Below are 16,621 nucleotides of genomic sequence, written 5' to 3' on the forward strand. Positions count from 1 at the left end.
CTGCCCCCATGCCCGTACTCGTGATGAAATTCGGTGGCACTTCGGTTGCCAATCTCGACCGCATCCGCCGCGCGGCCAAGCGCGTGGGCGTTGAAGTGGCAAAGGGCTATGACGTGATCGTCATTGTCTCGGCCATGTCGGGCAAGACCAACGAACTGGTGGGCTGGGTCGACGAAACATCGCCGTTGTACGACGCGCGCGAATATGATGCGGTCGTATCTTCAGGGGAAAACGTTACTGCTGGCCTGATGGCGCTGACACTGCAGGAAATGGACGTGCCCGCGCGCAGCTGGCAGGGCTGGCAGGTTCCGCTGCTGACCACAAGCGCACACAGTCAGGCCCGGATCGAAGACATTCCGACCGGCAACATCAACCAGAAATTCGCCGAAGGCATGAAGGTTGCCGTGGTTGCAGGCTTTCAGGGCATCAGCCCCGAAGGTCGGATCACCACGCTGGGCCGGGGTGGTTCGGACACCACGGCAGTGGCCTTTGCCGCAGCCTTCGATGCCGAACGCTGCGACATTTATACGGACGTGGACGGGGTTTACACCACGGATCCGCGCATCTGTGAAAAAGCGCGCAAGCTGGACCGGATCGCGTTCGAAGAGATGCTGGAACTGGCCTCGCTGGGGGCGAAGGTCTTGCAGACCCGTTCGGTCGAACTGGCCATGCGTTACAAGGTGAAACTGCGCGTTCTTTCTAGTTTCGAAGAACAATCCGACGAGGCCGGCACTCTGGTCTGCGACGAGGAGGATATCATGGAATCCAATGTTGTGGCCGGTGTGGCCTATTCCCGCGACGAAGCCAAAATGACCGTGGTGTCCGTGGCCGACCGCCCCGGCATCGCCACGACCATCTTCACCGCGCTCAGCGACGAAGGCGTGAATGTCGACATGATCGTTCAGAACATTTCGGACGAAGGCCGGACCGACATGACGTTCTCTTGCCCGACCGACCAGGTTGCCCGCGCCGAAAAGGCATTGCATGCCATCAAGGAAAAGGGCGAGCTGAACTACGCCGAGCTGGTCACCGACAATGACGTCTGCAAGGTATCGGTTGTCGGTATCGGTATGCGTTCGCAATCGGGTGTGGCAGCGAAAATGTTCAAGGTACTCTCGGATGAGGGGATCAACATTAAGGTCATTACAACCTCCGAGATCAAGATTTCTGTTCTGGTCGACCGGAAATACATGGAACTTGCTGTTCAGGCACTGCATGATGCCTTTGAACTGGACAAGGCGGCCTGAGCATTTCAACCAAGGGTTTTGCCTGACACCGTAAATTGGTTTGGCCATGGCGGACGGCACCGAAACTGAATCCCGCAAGCTGCTGGGGCGGCTGCGCGAAGAAATGGCGAGCGAGGCCGCCGGTCAGGAACGTCTTGACCGGATCACGCATCTGATCGCCGACAGTATCCGGGCCGAGGTCTGCTCGATCTACCTGTTCCGCGATCAGGAAACGCTGGAGCTGTGCGCCACCGAAGGGCTGTCGCCCGAGGCGGTGCACAAGACCCGCATGCGCATGGGCGAAGGTCTGGTGGGCCGGGTGGCGAAATCGGGCAAGGTGGTCAACACTGCAAACGCTCCTTCGGCGAAGGGCTTCCGCTATATGCCGGAAACGGGTGAGGAGCGGTTTTCGTCCTTCCTGGGCGTTCCGGTGCAAAGGCTTGGCGAAAAACTGGGCGTGCTGGTCGTGCAATCACGCGAGGCGCGCGAGTTTTCCGCCGACGAGATTTATGCGCTGGAAGTGGTCGCAATGGTTCTGGCCGAGATGGCCGAGCTTGGCGCCTTTGTCGGCGAGGGCGCGGCCCTGTCGCCGCTGCACCAGCAATCGGTCCAGCTGACCGGTGGTCCGGCGCAGGAAGGATCTGCCGAAGGCCATGTCTGGCTGCATGAACCGCGCGTTGTCGTGACAAACCCGATCGCGGACGATCCCCACCGCGAACGCGAGCGCCTGACCGAAGCGGTCGATGAATTGCGCGTGGGCGTCGACAAGATGCTCGAAATCTCGCAGGGCGGCGACAAGGAACAGTTGCAGGTTTTGGAAGCCTATCGCATGTTTGCCAACTCCAAGGGCTGGATGCGCCGGATGGAGGAAGACATCGCCCGCGGTCTCAGCGCCGAAGCTGCGGTGGAAAAGGAACAGTCTCAGGCCCGCGCGCGGATGGAGCAGGTGACAGACCCGTACTTGCGTGAACGGCTGGCCGACCTTGACGATCTCAGCAATCGGCTGCTGCGCATTCTGACCGGACAGGGCAATACCAACGGGGCGGACCTGCCGCCCGATCCGATTCTGATTGCCCGCAATATAGGTCCCGGCGATCTGCTGGAATACGGGCGGTCGCTGAAAGGCATCGTTCTCGAGGAAGGCTCCGTCGGCAGCCACGCCACCATCGTCGCCCGGGCACTGGCGATTCCGCTTGTGGTGCATGTCGGTCGCATCACGACCGAGGCCCTGAACGGAGACCACATTCTGGTCGACGGCGACAACGGCGTCGTGCATCTGCGCCCCGAAGACACAGTAGTCAGCGCCTTCCGCGACAAAATCGCCATGCAGGCCAAGGCGCAGGAACGCTACGCCTCGATTCGCGATACACCGACCGTTACCCGCGATGGAGAGCGAATACACTTGGTGATGAATGCGGGCCTGATGGCCGACCTGCCGTCGCTGGGCAACTCCGGGGCCGAAGGCGTGGGCCTGTTCCGGACCGAGCTGCAATTCCTGATCCGCAACCAGATGCCCAAACGATCGGAGCTGGTGACGCAATATCAGCGTGTGCTGGATGCGGCGGGGGAAAAGCGCGTTGTGTTCCGCACGTTGGATATCGGGTCCGACAAGGTTCTGCCTTACATGAAGCACGTGGCCGAACCGAACCCGGCTTTGGGTTGGCGTGCGATCCGCGTGGGTCTGGACAAGCGCGGCGTGATGCGCATGCAGCTGCAGGCGCTGCTGCGCGCTGCCAACGGCCGCCCGCTGACCATCATGTTCCCGTTCGTGGCGCAGGCCGACGAGTTCCGCGAAGCCCGCTGGGAGGTCAACAAAACCATCGAGCGGGAGAAACGTCTGGGCCATGTCCTGCCTGAGACGCTTGAAGTGGGCGCGATGCTTGAAACGCCGTCGCTGGCCTTCGCCCCGCAAAAATTCTTTGACGAGGTCGATTTCATTTCGATCGGCGGCAACGACCTGAAACAGTTCTTCTTTGCGGCCGACCGCGAAAACGAACTGGTGCGCCGCCGTTATGACACGCTGAACGTCAGCTTCCTCAGCTTCATCGAACGTATTGTCGAGCGTTGCAACATCTCGAACACACCACTCAGTTTCTGCGGTGAGGACGCCGGACGCCCGGTCGAGGCGCTGTGCCTTGCGGCCATGGGCATCCGGTCGCTGTCGATGCGTCCGGCCTCGATCGGCCCGGTCAAAAGCGTTCTGCTGCGGGCAAACCTGCAGGAAGTGCGCAAGATCATCGCCGATGCCCGGCATCGCGGCGAACAGTCGGTGCGGGCCTCGGTTATGGAGTGGTTGCGAAATCAGGGTTGATCTTTGCGCCTGCTTTGCCTATTCACCTCACGAGTGTTAGCGATAACATAATCTACGATACCGGTATTGCAGCGATCTGGTGCTAAGGTGATCCGAATGTGTTCTGAAGGAGCCCGGTCATGGTTTCACGTGTAATTCCCGTCAACCCGTTCGACCTTGTGCTGTTTGGTGCATCAGGCGATCTGGCGCAGCGCAAGATCCTTCCGGGCCTGTATCACCGTTTCGAAGTCGGGCAGATGCCGGACGAGGCCCGGATCATCGGCACCGCCCGTACGGAAATGGACAGCGACGGTTTCCGCGATCAGGTGCGCGCGTCGATGCAGGAATTCGCGCCCGAGTTCAAAGCAGAAACGCTGGATCGTTTTCTCGAGCGGGTGGAATACGTGCCAGTCGACGCGCTGGGCGAAAAGGGCTGGGACAAGCTGGGCAAGGTCCTGCGCGACGATGTTGTCCGGGCGTTCTATCTGTCGGTGGGCCCCAGCCTGTTTGCCGGGATTGCGCAGCGGCTGCAGGATAACGGCCTGGCCACACCGGACAGCCGTATCGTGGTGGAAAAACCCTTTGGCCACGATCTGGCCTCGGCCCGCGCCCTGAACGAGGGGCTGCGCGCCTGTTTCGAGGAACATCAGATCTATCGGATCGACCATTACCTGGGCAAGGAAACCGTGCAGAACCTGATGGCCCTGCGCTTTGCCAATTCCCTGTTCGAGCCGCTCTGGAACTCCACCCATATCGATCACGTTCAGATCACCGTGGCCGAAACGGTAGGGGTCGAGGGGCGCGGTGCGTACTACGATCAGTCCGGCGCCATGCGGGACATGATCCAGAACCACTTGGTTCAGCTTCTGTGCCTGACCGCGATGGAACCGCCTTCGAAATTCTCGCCCAATTCGGTACGTGATGAAAAAGTAAAGGTGATTGAGGCGCTTGAACCCGTCGCACCGGCCGACATTGCCCGCGGTCAATACCGGGCGGTTCATGGCAAAGGTGGCTATGTCGATCATGTCGGCAACCCAGCCAGCCGCACCGAAAGCTTCATCGCGCTGAAGGTCCATCTGGGCAACTGGCGCTGGGCGGGCGTGCCGTTCTATCTGCGCACCGGCAAACGCCTGCGCGCCCGAGAATCCGAGATCGCGGTGTTTTTCCGTGACCCGCCACACACGATTTTCCCCAATGTCGGTCACTTGCGCGGCAATGTATTGGTGATCCGCCTGCAACCGGACGAAGGCATTACACTGCGAACCACCATCAAGGATCCCGGTCCGGGCGGTTTCCGCCTGTCGGATGTGGCGCTGGACATGAGCTTTGCTGACGCCCTGGGCGCCGAAGCACAAGCGCCGGACGCGTACGAGCGTCTGGTGATGGACGTCATCCGAGGCGACCAGACCCTGTTCATGCGCGGGGACGAGGCCGAGGCCGCCTGGGCCTGGGTCGACCCTATCATTCAGGGCTGGGAAAACCGCGGCGACCGCCCGGCGCGTTACGATCAGGGCAGCTCTGGTCCCGAGGAAGCATTGATGCTGATGCATCGCGATGGCCGCCGCTGGCGTCAGATCGGAGGTTAAACATGGTTCACTCTGTCATCACCGATGTCACCCAACGGATCATTGACCGCAGCGTGCCCCTGCGCGGTCCTCATCTGGATCGGATGGAGCAGGCAAGATCAAAAGGCCCGGCCCGCGCACATCTGTCCTGCAGCGGTCAGGCCCACGCCTATGCGGGCGCGGGACCGGATCAACAGGCCATGGTCACCGGAACCGCTGGAAATCTGGGGATCGTTACCGCCTATAACGACATGCTTTCCGCCCATCAGCCGTTTGAGCGCTACCCCTCCCTGATCCGCGATGCGATCCGCGCAGCGGGTGGCACGGCGCAGGTCGCGGGCGGTGTACCGGCCATGTGCGACGGCGTCACGCAGGGCGAGGCCGGAATGGAGCTGTCGCTGTTTTCCCGCGATGTCATCGCGCTGGCCACAGGTGTCGCCCTCAGCCACAACACGTTTGACGCTGCCGTCTTTCTGGGGGTGTGTGACAAGATCGTCCCCGGTCTGGTGATCGGTGCGCAATCATTCGGCCACCTGCCGGCGGTCTTCCTGCCAGCCGGTCCCATGACCAGCGGGTTGCCCAACGACGAAAAAGCCAAGGTCCGCCAACAATTCGCCGCCGGCGAGGTCGGGCGCGATGCGCTCATGGCCGCTGAGATGGCCGCTTATCACGGCCCCGGCACCTGCACCTTCTATGGCACCGCCAACACCAACCAGATGCTGATGGAGTTCATGGGCCTGCATCTGCCGGGCTCCAGCTTCGTCAATCCCAACACGCCCCTGCGCGACGCCCTGACCGAAGAAGGCGCCCGTCGCGCCCTGTCGCTGAGTGCGCTGGGCAACAACTACACGCCGGTCTATCAGATCCTGGACGAGCGCGCCTTTGTGAACGGCATCGTCGGGCTGATGGCCACCGGCGGCTCGACCAACCTGCTGATCCATCTGATCGCGATGGCGCGGGCAGGCGGTATCGTTTTGGATTGGCAGGATTTTTCCGACATTTCCGCCGTCGTTCCCCTGGTTGCGCGGGTCTATCCAAACGGTCTGGCCGACGTAAACCATTTCCACGCCGCAGGCGGTCTGGGCTATTGCATCGGAACCCTGTTGGAAGACGGCCTGCTGCATCCCGATACGCTGACCGTTGCGGGACAGGGTCTGCACAACTACACCAAAGAACCCAAGTTGGTCGGTGGCGAACTGATCTGGGAAGACGGCGTGGGCCACAGCCTGAACGAAAAGATCGTGCGCCCGGCCAAAGACCCGTTCCAGCCCACTGGCGGCTTGTCCCGCCTGACCGGCAATCTGGGTACCGCCGTCATGAAGGTCTCCGCCGTCGCCCCTGAACACCAGGTGGTCGAGGCCCCGGTCCGCGTGTTCCACGATCAGGACGAGGTCAAAGCCGCCTTCAAGGCCGGAGAATTCACCGGTGACGTCATTGTCGTCGTCCGCTTTCAGGGTCCAAAGGCCAACGGCATGCCCGAACTGCACTCGCTGACGCCGATCCTGTCGATCCTGCAGGGCAGGGGACAAAAGGTGGCGCTGGTCACCGATGGCCGCATGTCCGGTGCGTCCGGCAAAGTCCCGGCTGCGATCCATGTCTGCCCCGAGGCACTGGATGGCGGTGCCATCGCGTATCTGCAGGACGGCGACCTGCTGCGCGTCGACGCAGTGAAGGGGGATTTGGAGATTCTGACCCCCGGCGTTCTGGACCGCACACCAGTCACCGCCGACCTTTCGGCCAACCAACACGGCACCGGGCGGGACCTGTTTGCGGCGTTCCGCGGCAACGTCGGCTCAGCCGATGCTGGCGCCAGTATTTTCGGAGCCTGAGCCATGACATCCAAAACCCAACGTACCCGCGAAATCTGCGCCCTCGCACCCATTGTCCCGGTACTTGTGATCGACGATGCGGCACAGGCCCGCCCGCTGGCCGAAGCGCTCGTGGCCGGTGGTCTGCCCGCGCTCGAGGTTACCTTGCGTACGCCTGCCGCGTTGGACGCCATCCGCGCCATGGCGCAGGTGCCCGGCGGTGTTGTTGGCGCGGGTACGCTGGTCACACCCGATGACGTTCGTGCGGCGAAAGAAGCGGGCGCTCAGTTCGGCGTCTCGCCCGGTGCAACCGACGCCCTGATCGCCGCCTGCGAGGCCGAAGGCCTGCCCCTGCTGCCCGGCGCCGCCACCGCCAGCGAAGCGATGCGCCTGCTGGAACAGGGCTACGACATGCTGAAATTCTTCCCGGCCGAGGCCTCGGGCGGCGCGCCTGCGCTGAAAGCCATCGGTGCGCCCCTGCCGCAGATCAGCTTCTGCCCGACCGGTGGCGTCTCGCCCGCGAATGCGCGCGATTACCTGTCGCTGTCCAACGTTGTCTGCGCCGGCGGCAGTTGGGTTGCGCCAAAGCAAATGGTGCTGAATGGCGACTGGGCAGGTATCGAGTCACTTGCGCGCGAGGCCTCGCAACTGGTGGATTGACGCGGCCGCAACCTGCGTTAGGTTAGGCGCCAATTCAGGCAAGGCGACCTAATGACACAGCAAGTTTCCCTCGCGCGGGGGCGCGAATATCTGGCCATTCCCGGCCCTTCGGTCATGCCCGATGCGGTGCTGCAGGCCATGCATCGCCCATCGCCCAATATCTACGACGGCGAACTGATCGACATGATGCCGGCGCTGACCGCCGACTTGCGCCGCGTCGCGCGCACGCAGCATGACGTGGCCATCTATATCGCCAACGGCCACGGCACGTGGGAGGCCGCGCTGTCCAATGTGATCGCATCGGGAGAAACCGTTCTGGCCCCTGCGTCGGGCCGGTTTACCCATGGCTGGGCCGAAATGGCCGAGGGCATCGGAGCGCAGGTCGACCTGATCGATTTCGGAACCGCCTCGCCGTGGGATTTTGACCGCATCGCCGAAGCTCTACACGCCGATAAAGAACACCGCTACAAGGCGGTGCTGGCGGTTCATGTCGATACCTCCAGTTCGGTGCGCAACGACATCCCGGCCCTTCGCGCTCTGCTGGACGAACTTGACCACCCCGCGCTGCTTATGGCCGATTGCATCGCCTCGCTGGGCTGCGAACGGTTCGAGATGGATCACTGGGGGGTCGATGTCATGGTCACGGCCTGCCAGAAGGGCCTGATGACCCCCGCCGGTACGGGCTTTGTTTTCTTCAATGACAAAGCACAGGCCAAACGCGCAGCCATGCCTCGCGTGTCGCAATACTGGGACTGGCAGCCGCGCGCCAATCCCGACCTGTTCTACCAGTATTTCAACGGCACTGCGCCGACGCATCACCTTTACGGCCTGCGCGCCGCGCTGGACCTGATCCATGCCGAAGGGCTCGACCAGGTGTGGGTCCGCCACGAACGCCTTGCACACGCGATCTGGAGCGCTTGTGAGATTTGGGCGCAGGGCGGTGCGCTGCAGCTCAATGTCGCCGACCGCGCCTTTCGCAGCCACGCCGTCACGGCCCTGCGCCTGACCGACGGTCAGGGCACGACGCTGCGCAGCTTTACCGAGCGAGAGCTGGGTTTGACCTTGGGAATCGGTCTGGGGATGGAGGACTGGGACGGCTGTTTCCGGCTTGGCCACATGGGCCATGTGAACGCTCAGATGGTTATGGCGATGCTGGGCGGAATGGAAACCGCCATGGCCGCCCTGAATATCCCGCGCGGCAAAGGGGCGCTCGAAGCTGCGGCAGCAACGCTGGCGGGCTAGTCCGAAAAGAACCGTCTCTTCATCTGGCCAAAAATATCCTCGGGGGGGATCGCGCCTAGGGCGCGATTGGGGGGCAGACAGCCCCCCGGCACAGCGCTTCAGGCCGGTTCCGCCCTAGCCGCTGCAAGCGCCCCGGGCAGCGCGGCCGCAAAGGCATCCAGATCGGCCGCCGCGCCGCAACTAACCCGAATGCAGCGGTTCTGTGGTGCGGCAAAGGGCATCCGCACAAAGATACCTTGCGCCACCAGCGCATCCAGAACCGCTTTGGCAAAAACCCCATCCCGCCCGCAATCGATGGCAACAAAATTGGTGGCTGAGGGCAGCGGGCCCAACCCGTTCTCCCGCGCGATCGCGCCAATCCTGTCGCGCGCCTCGGCAATCTGCCCCTGAACGTTGGACAGCCATGCGCCGTCCCGCAACGCCGCCAACGCCCCGGCCTGCGCCGCCCGGTTCATTCCGAAATGATTGCGCACCTTGTTGAAGGCCGCAATCAGCCCCGGTGCCGCGATGGCGTACCCGACCCGCGCGCCGGCCATGCCATAGCCTTTAGAAAAAGTCCGCATCCGGATCACGCGCGGATCATCCGCCGCGACGGGCGCTGCCGTTGCTTCCGGTGCGCATTCGACATAGGCCTCATCAAGCACCAGCAGGCAGCCATCGGGCAATCCGTCCAGCGCGGTCACGATATCGGCACCCGCATGCCAGCTTCCCATCGGATTGTCGGGATTGGCCAGGTAGACCAGCTTGGCATCCACTTCTGCCGCCTTGGCAAACAGCGCCACCGGATCTTCTTTATCCTTCGCGTAGGGCACCTTGTGAAGCACGCCGCCAAAGCCTGCGACATGGTAATTGAAGGTCGGATAGGCCCCGTCCGAGGTCACAACCGCATCCCCCGGCTCGACAAGCAGCCGAACCAGATAGCCCAATAGCCCGTCGATCCCTTCACCCACCACGATATTCTTCACGGACACGGCGTGGTGATCGGCCAGGGCGTGGCGAAGCTCGTGGTTTTCGGGATCGCCATACATCCAGATCTCGCTCGCGGCACGTTGCATCGCCTCAATGGCGCGGGGCGAGGGGCCAAACACGCTCTCATTCGCGCCCAGTCGGGCCACGAACGGGGCACCGCGATCACGCTCCTGCGTTTCGGGCCCGACAAACGGGACGGTGGCGGGCAGGGATCGGGCAAGCGGGGTGTAGCGCGGATCAGTCATATGCGCAGATAAGCGTAGGGCGGCGGGTTGGGCAAGCATCAGGTCAGATGATCTGCCCTCACGTCGTGGTGGAACTGGCCATGCCTTTCAGGGCATGATCGGCGAAACAGGATCTGGGAGGCCTCGCATGGCGCGCGTATCCGTCGAATATAAAGACCACATTGCCCACGTCACGCTGACCCGGGGCGACAAGATGAACGCGCTGGATGATGCGATGATCAAGGCGATCCTGGCCGCCGGTCAGGAAGTCGCGGCCTCGGACGCAAGGGCCGTTGTTCTGTCGGGCGAAGGCAAAAGCTTCTGCGCAGGTCTCGACATGGCAAGCTTTGCCAAGATGGCCCATATGGACCCGACTGAATGGCTGATGACACGCAGCCACCATGACGCCAACGAGATGCAGGAGCTTGCGCTAATCTGGCGGCGGGTGCCGGCGCCGGTGATCTGCGCCATTCAGGGCGTGGCCTATGGCGGCGGTCTGCAAATCGCCCTGGGCGCGGATATCCGTATCGCCCATCCCGAAAGCAAGCTGGCCGTGATGGAGATGAAATGGGGCATTATCCCCGACATGGGCGGGATGGTCCTGTTGCCGCAACTCGTCCGCTCGGACGTGTTGCGCCTGCTGACCTATACAGCCCGCCCCATCGGTGCCCAGCAAGCCGCCGATTGGGGGCTTGTTACCAGACTGTCGGATGATCCAATGACCGAGGCGCTGGCTCTGGCCGAAAATATCGCGGGCAAAAGCCCCTCGGCCATCCGTGCCGCCAAGCGACTGATCGAAGTGGCCGAATGCAAGGCTCGCGCCGAGGTGCTGCTAGAGGAATCGGCGGAACAGGTGGAACTGATCGGCAAACCGGATCAGATCGAGGTCATCTCGGCCCAGATGCAGGGCCGCAAGCCCGAGTTCAAGTGATCACCGCATGAACGCCCGGCGCGCATCACGGGCCATGTTGTAACGCATCTCAAGATCGGCGATGCGCGCCATGGCCGCTTTTCGGTCTGCGGCATCGGTCAGACCGGCATAGGCCTGTCGGGCCGCGTCCAGTTCTTTTCTGATGCCGAATTCTTCGGGCAGCACACCGGCCTGCGCCATGATCCGGTGCCCGGCCGCAATGGCCGGATCGCTCTGGGCCTCGGTCGAACGATCGGGCAAGGGCTGACCTTCGCCGTCCAGCCCCTCTAACTGACCTTCCGCCTGCGCCTTTTTGATCTGGCGTTCCACCAGTTTTCCAAGTGATCCAAGCATGGTCGGACTATACGCGACCATTGTTGCAGACGAAAGCATTTACCGGGTCCGTTTCGTAACCAGATACGCAATGCCGCCTGCCGCCAGACCCCAGACCGCCGCGCCCAAGCCGAACACGGTGATACCGGAAGCAGTGATCGCAAATGTCAGGATCGCCGCTTCCCGTTCGGCAGGAACTTCCAGCGCCGCAGAGGTCGCGTTTGCCATGACACCGATCAACGCAACCCCGGTCAGCGTTCCCATCAGCAGCGGGTCGGCATGGGCGGCAAACCCGGTGATCGCCACGGCAAAAACGCCGAACAGACAGTAGAATAAGCCTGCCATGACCGCGGACCAGTAGCGCAGATTCCGGTCCGGATGGCTGTCCTCGTTCGAACACATGGCGGCGGTGATGGCGGCCAGACAGGTGGCAGGGGCTCCGAATGGCGCGGAAAGAATACTGGCCCCGCCGACGGCCGAGAACAGCCTGCCAGCTTCGGGTGCATAACCAAAACTGCGCATCACCGCGATGCCGGGGATATTCTGCGTGGCCATGGTCACGATGAACAGCGGAAGGCCTATGCCTATGGCCGAGGCCCCTGAGAACGTCGGCATTGTCCAAACAGGGGCAGCCACCAGATGCTCGGGCCGGACCGAGCTGTCGCCCGCGTTCAGAAAAACGACAATCGCCGCCGCGATAACCGCAGCAGGAACTGCGATCAACCGATTGATCCGGCCGGCGACAAACCACGTTACGATGACCGGCAATGCCTGCCAGGGCAGCTCAACCGCCGCCTTGAATGGCACAATACACAGCGGCAGCAGAACCCCACCCAGCATGGCTTGGGCCAGCGTTGTCGGGATCGCAGCCGCCAACCGCCCCAAAGGACGCCACAGGCCTGCCAGAACGGTCAGCGCTCCGGCGCACAGAAACGCGCCGACAGCCCCTGAAAAACCGGCGGCAGGGGTGGCAGAAACCGCCAGCAACGCAGCGCCCGGCGTGGACCAGGCCACGCTGATCGGCTGCCGATACCAGAGGCTGAGGACTATGGCTGCCAGCCCCATCGCAACCGCAGCCATCATCAGGCCGGAGGCAGCCTCAGTTGCCGAGGCACCCATGGCGGCAAGGCCTTGTAACACAATCGGGAACGAGCTGAAAAACCCGACCACCGCCACCACCAGGCCGGTCGAAATCGTCTGCACGGGGGGATGGGAATGCGCCATTTCTGCCTCGGGGTTGCTTGGGCAAATTGCTAACAATTGCAAGCAGTCGGGAACAAGGGGAAAGCCGCGTCACCAAAAGAAAACCCCGCCGACAGGTGGCGGGGCTCGGGATTTGAGTATTTGGGAAAAGATGAAGATCAGGCGATTTCTGCCAAACGGGCAAGGGCCTCGTTCAGTTTTGCCTCTTCTTCTTCGCGGGCGGCGAGGTTGGCTTTGGCTTCCTCAACCACTTCTTCCGGGGCCGAAGCCACGAATTTGGGGTTGTTCAGGCGCCCACGCAGGCCCCCCAGTTCCTTGGCCAGCTTGCCCTTGGCTTTCTCAAGCCGTTCCTTTTCCGCGCCGATATCGATGATATCCGCCAATGGAAGACCGAAAGACGCGCCGGGGGCGGCGATTGAGATGGTGCCTTTGGGCAGTTCATTCGCCTTGGTCAGGCTGTCAATGCGGGCCAGACGCTTGATCAGCGCCTCATTTCGATCCCAAGCGGCTTGGCCGTTGGCGTCGATCTCGGTCACCAGCATCGGCACATAGAGGCCCGCCGGAACGCGCATCTGCGCGCGGGCCGAGCGGGTGTTTTCGATCACCGAGATCACCCAGTTCATCTCACGATCCGCATCCGCGTCGATCAGGTCCGCGGCGGCATAGGTCGGCCAGTCGGCGTGGACCACCATCTTGGCGCGGTTGCCTGTCAGGCCCCAGAGTTCCTCGGTGATGAAGGGCATGATCGGGTGCAGCAGAACCATGCACTGATCCAGAACCCAGCGCATGGTGGCGCGGGTTTCGGCCTGTGCCTCGGCGTCGTCGCCCTGAAGCAGCGGCTTCGACAGTTCCACGTACCAGTCGCAGACCTTGCCCCAGACAAACGAATAAAGTCCGTTGGCCGCATCGTTGAAGCGATAGCTTTCCAGCGCCGCGTCAACCTCTTCGCGTACGCGGGCGGTTTCGCCGATGATCCAGCGGTTTACGGCGGCCTTGGGTTTCAGGTCGGCCACGTCCAGTTGCGGCACGGCGTCGGTGAAGACCTCGTTCATCTCGGCAAAACGGACGGCGTTCCAAAGTTTGGTGCCGAAATTGCGGTAGCCGGTGATGCGTTCGCGCGACAGTTTCAGCACGCCGCCAATCGCTGCCATCGAGGCGTTGGTGAACCGCAGCGCGTCGGCGCCGAATTCGTCCACGATTTCCAGCGGGTCGATGACGTTGCCGGTGGTCTTGGACATCTTCTTGCCCTTCTCGTCGCGGACGAGCTGGTGCAGGTAGACGGTGTGGAACGGAATTTTGTTTACCACGGCCAGTTGCATCATCATCATCCGGGCGACCCAGAAGAACAGGATGTCGAAGCCGGTGATCAGAACGTCCGTCGGGAAGTAGCGTTCCAGTTCCTCGGTCTGTTCGGGCCAGCCCAGCGTGCCGATGGGCCAGAGGCCGGAGGAGAACCAGGTGTCCAGGACGTCAGGGTCGCGCCAGACCGGGTAAACCAGCTTAGTCGGATCCTGTTCGATTGCATATTGTGCAAGGCTTTCGGCGAATTGATGAATCGCCTCCTGCTTGTCGGCGACTTCGATAACTGTCGCGTGGCTCAGCGGGCTGGGGATGTTGGCAATGTCGTCCAGGAATTTCTCGGTAACCGCTTCAAGGCTGGACGCGCATTCCATGACGTTGCCACGGTGCAGCATGCCGCCTTCGTTCAGCAAACGGCCCATCTCGACCAGATCAAGGTTGCCGTCGTTTTCGTCGTCGATGAAGTCTTCGGCGGACAGGTCAAGACCATACCAAACCGGAATCTGATGCCCCCACCACAGTTGGCGCGAGATGCACCAGGGCTCGATGTTTTCCAGCCAGTGGTAATAGGTTTTCTCGCCCGATTCAGGGATGATCTTGACCGTGCCGTCCTTGACTGCATCCAGCGCGGGGCCGACGACTTTGGCGGCGTCGACGAACCACTGGTCGGTGAACATTGGCTCGATGACCACTTTCGAGCGGTCGCCAAAGGGCTGCATGATCGGTTTGCTCTCGACCAGCGGCACCAGCTTGTCCGCGCCTTCGTGCTCGGGCTTCAGCGCCGTCGAGCCCAGACGCGGATCATCCGCGCGGCACATGACGGCCAGACCGTCGTTGGTGATCTCTTCCACCACTTTCGCGCGCGCCTCGAACCGGTCGAGCCCGCGCAGGTGATCGGGGATCAGGTTGATCGCGTCGATCTCGTTCTCGGTAAACTCACGCCCGCGCGCGTATTCCTGCGCCTTGTCTGCCTCTTCGGCGTAAGGAGCCCCATCGGCCCGCATTGCGCCTTTGGTGTCCATCAGGCGGTACATCGGAATGCCGCCGCGCTTTGCGACCATGTTGTCGTTGAAGTCATGCGCACCGGTGATCTTCACCGCGCCCGAGCCGAAATCGGGATCGGGATACTCATCGGTGATGATCGGGATCTGACGGCGATGCTCTTTCGGCCCAACCGGGATTTCGCAGAGTTTCCCGACGATTGGCGCATAGCGCTCATCCGAGGGATGAACCGCAACCGCGCCGTCGCCCAGCATGGTTTCGGGGCGGGTTGTGGCGATCGAGATGTAGTCCCGCTCTTCGCGGAAGGTCACATTCCCATCTTCATCTTTTTCCAAATACTCATATGTTTCACCGCCCGCCAAGGGGTACTTGAAGTGCCACATATGACCCGCGACCTCGATGTTCTCGACCTCAAGGTCCGAGATCGCGGTCTCGAAATGCGGGTCCCAGTTGACCAGCCGCTTGCCGCGATAGATCAGGCCCTTTTCGTACATGTCGACAAAGACTTTGATCACCGCGTCGTGAAAATTCGCAGAGTTTTCGTGCCCCGTGCGCGGGTCGCGCGGCGCGCCTGCCATGGTGAAGGCATTGCGCGACCAGTCGCAGGATGATCCCAGGCGCTTTAGCTGCTCGATGATCGTGCCCCCGTATTCGCCCTTCCATTCCCAGACCTTGTCCAGAAATGCTTCACGCCCCAGCTCGCGGCGCCCCGGCTGCTGGGTGGCGGCCAGCATCTTTTCCACCTGCATCTGCGTGGCGATGCCGGCGTGGTCCTGACCGGGCTGCCACAGCGTGTCAAAGCCACGCATCCGGTGCCAGCGGGTCAGAATATCTTGAAGGGTGTTGTTGAACGCATGACCCACATGCAGCGCGCCGGTGACATTGGGCGGCGGGATCATGATGGTAAAGCTTTCGTCGCGCGAGCGGTTCGCGCCTGCCTTGAAGGCTCCGGCCTGTTCCCAGGCCTTGTAGATGCGGGCCTCGGCCTCGGCCGCGTTGAATGTCTTTTCCATCGCCATGGGATGCGTCCTGCGTCAACAAAATCGGGTCAGCGCTTGCAATAGCGAATGCACGCAGGAAGGGGAAGGGCGTCTGTGCTACCCGGCCATCTCAAATCGGTCTTTGAAATAGGTATCAACGCGCTGGTAGGCTGGATCGTGGAAATCCAGCGTCAGCAGCGAATGGTCCTTGCCCGGATACTCAACCGTTTCAAGGTTCTCGCCAAAGGCACTTTCCAGCGCCTGCATCAGTTTTTGGGGCGACAGGTTGTCTTTGGCGTACCGCATGGCCAGACCGGGACCTTTTTGCGCCATGCCCAAACGTGCATCCGAAATGTCCTGCGCGCTCATATGCAGCTTGTCGCCGCCAAAGATCGGCAATGCGGGCTGACTGGCCACGCCTCCAAGAACCGCGTCGTCGGCCATCAAGGTCAGAGCAAAGCTTCCGGTCAGGCACATGCCGATGACACCAACGCCCGCGCTGCCTTCCTGATCCCGGATATGACCCGCCAGCGCCCGCATCCAGCCCGCAACCGGGCTTTGACGCCCTTTCATGAACATGTTGATCTCGCGCCGGACGCAGAACAGCCGGGCAAAGTTCCTGCCCGTCTGAGTTTTGCCGAACGTACCGAACAGGTGCGGCAGATACACCCGGAACCCCGAGTCGTTCAGCCGCTGCGCCAGTTCCAGCGTTTCCGGCCCGATCCCCGGCAGTTCCTGCAGGATCATGATCGGTGGACCTTCGCCCCCGACATAAACGTCATGCGTGGTTTCTGTGCCGGTGCTGAGCGGGGCGGTGAACGGGAATACGGCGTCATGTGTCCAGGTCATGGCGCCGACGCTATACCATTGGGATGCCGCTGGAAATCGAATTTCTTCGCGATCGACTGGA

At 62.2% G+C, this 16,621-nt stretch carries 12 protein-coding genes; 7 read left to right on the plus strand and 5 right to left on the minus strand.

Annotated features, from left to right (window positions below; translation table 11 throughout):
• Positions 1–8 precede the first annotated feature (8 nt).
• The 6 genes from ACR1XU_RS09275 (at position 9) to ACR1XU_RS09300 (ending at position 8,791) form a co-directional block, all read left to right on the plus strand.
• Entirely contained in the window at positions 9–1,247 is a 1,239-nt protein-coding gene (locus ACR1XU_RS09275; RefSeq protein WP_170613204.1) for an aspartate kinase, read from the plus strand.
• Positions 1,248–1,293: 46 nt separating this feature from the next.
• Positions 1,294–3,537 carry a phosphoenolpyruvate--protein phosphotransferase gene (gene ptsP / locus ACR1XU_RS09280; protein ID WP_480905633.1) on the plus strand — a complete coding sequence of 748 codons (2,244 nt, stop codon included), beginning with the start codon at positions 1,294–1,296 and terminating at the stop codon, positions 3,535–3,537.
• 119 nt (positions 3,538–3,656) lie between these two features.
• On the plus strand, positions 3,657–5,102 hold the full coding sequence (gene zwf / locus ACR1XU_RS09285; RefSeq protein ID WP_170613200.1) for a glucose-6-phosphate dehydrogenase: 1,446 nt from the start codon (positions 3,657–3,659) through the stop codon (positions 5,100–5,102).
• Between the two features lie 2 nt (positions 5,103–5,104).
• Positions 5,105–6,910, plus strand: a complete 1,806-nt coding sequence (gene edd, locus ACR1XU_RS09290; RefSeq protein ID WP_480905630.1) for a phosphogluconate dehydratase — start codon at positions 5,105–5,107, stop codon at positions 6,908–6,910.
• A 3-nt stretch (positions 6,911–6,913) separates the two neighbouring features.
• On the plus strand, positions 6,914–7,549 hold the full coding sequence (locus tag ACR1XU_RS09295) for a bifunctional 4-hydroxy-2-oxoglutarate aldolase/2-dehydro-3-deoxy-phosphogluconate aldolase (RefSeq protein ID WP_170613197.1): 636 nt from the start codon (positions 6,914–6,916) through the stop codon (positions 7,547–7,549).
• Between the two features lie 51 nt (positions 7,550–7,600).
• Positions 7,601–8,791, plus strand: coding sequence for a pyridoxal-phosphate-dependent aminotransferase family protein (locus tag ACR1XU_RS09300; protein ID WP_480905627.1), 1,191 nt, complete (start codon positions 7,601–7,603; stop codon positions 8,789–8,791).
• 98 nt (positions 8,792–8,889) lie between these two features.
• Here ACR1XU_RS09300 and ACR1XU_RS09305 read toward each other — a convergent pair whose 3' ends face one another.
• Positions 8,890–10,005 carry a pyridoxal phosphate-dependent aminotransferase gene (locus tag ACR1XU_RS09305; protein ID WP_480905896.1) on the minus strand — a complete coding sequence of 372 codons (1,116 nt, stop codon included), beginning with the start codon at positions 10,003–10,005 and terminating at the stop codon, positions 8,890–8,892.
• Positions 10,006–10,132: 127 nt separating this feature from the next.
• Here ACR1XU_RS09305 and ACR1XU_RS09310 point away from each other — a divergent pair, with 127 nt between their 5' ends.
• The gene (locus tag ACR1XU_RS09310) at positions 10,133–10,915 is read left to right on the plus strand and encodes a crotonase/enoyl-CoA hydratase family protein (protein WP_480905624.1); all 783 of its coding nucleotides are present in this window, start codon (positions 10,133–10,135) and stop codon (positions 10,913–10,915) included.
• On the opposite strand, the gene ACR1XU_RS09315 is transcribed toward ACR1XU_RS09310, so the two are convergent.
• From ACR1XU_RS09315 to ACR1XU_RS09330, 4 genes are all read right to left on the minus strand, one after another.
• Positions 10,916–11,248, minus strand: coding sequence for a DnaJ family domain-containing protein (locus ACR1XU_RS09315; RefSeq protein ID WP_170678066.1), 333 nt, complete (start codon positions 11,246–11,248; stop codon positions 10,916–10,918).
• A gap of 39 nt (positions 11,249–11,287) precedes the next feature.
• On the minus strand, positions 11,288–12,451 hold the full coding sequence (locus ACR1XU_RS09320; RefSeq protein WP_321251568.1) for a benzoate/H(+) symporter BenE family transporter: 1,164 nt from the start codon (positions 12,449–12,451) through the stop codon (positions 11,288–11,290).
• A gap of 137 nt (positions 12,452–12,588) precedes the next feature.
• Complete coding sequence (locus ACR1XU_RS09325; RefSeq protein ID WP_480905621.1) at positions 12,589–15,750, minus strand: valine--tRNA ligase; 3,162 nt, start codon at positions 15,748–15,750, stop codon at positions 12,589–12,591.
• A gap of 78 nt (positions 15,751–15,828) precedes the next feature.
• On the minus strand, positions 15,829–16,560 hold the full coding sequence (locus tag ACR1XU_RS09330) for a dienelactone hydrolase family protein (protein ID WP_480905618.1): 732 nt from the start codon (positions 16,558–16,560) through the stop codon (positions 15,829–15,831).
• Positions 16,561–16,621: the final 61 nt, after the last annotated feature.

The organism is Ruegeria sp. D1(2025) (genome assembly GCF_056536425.1).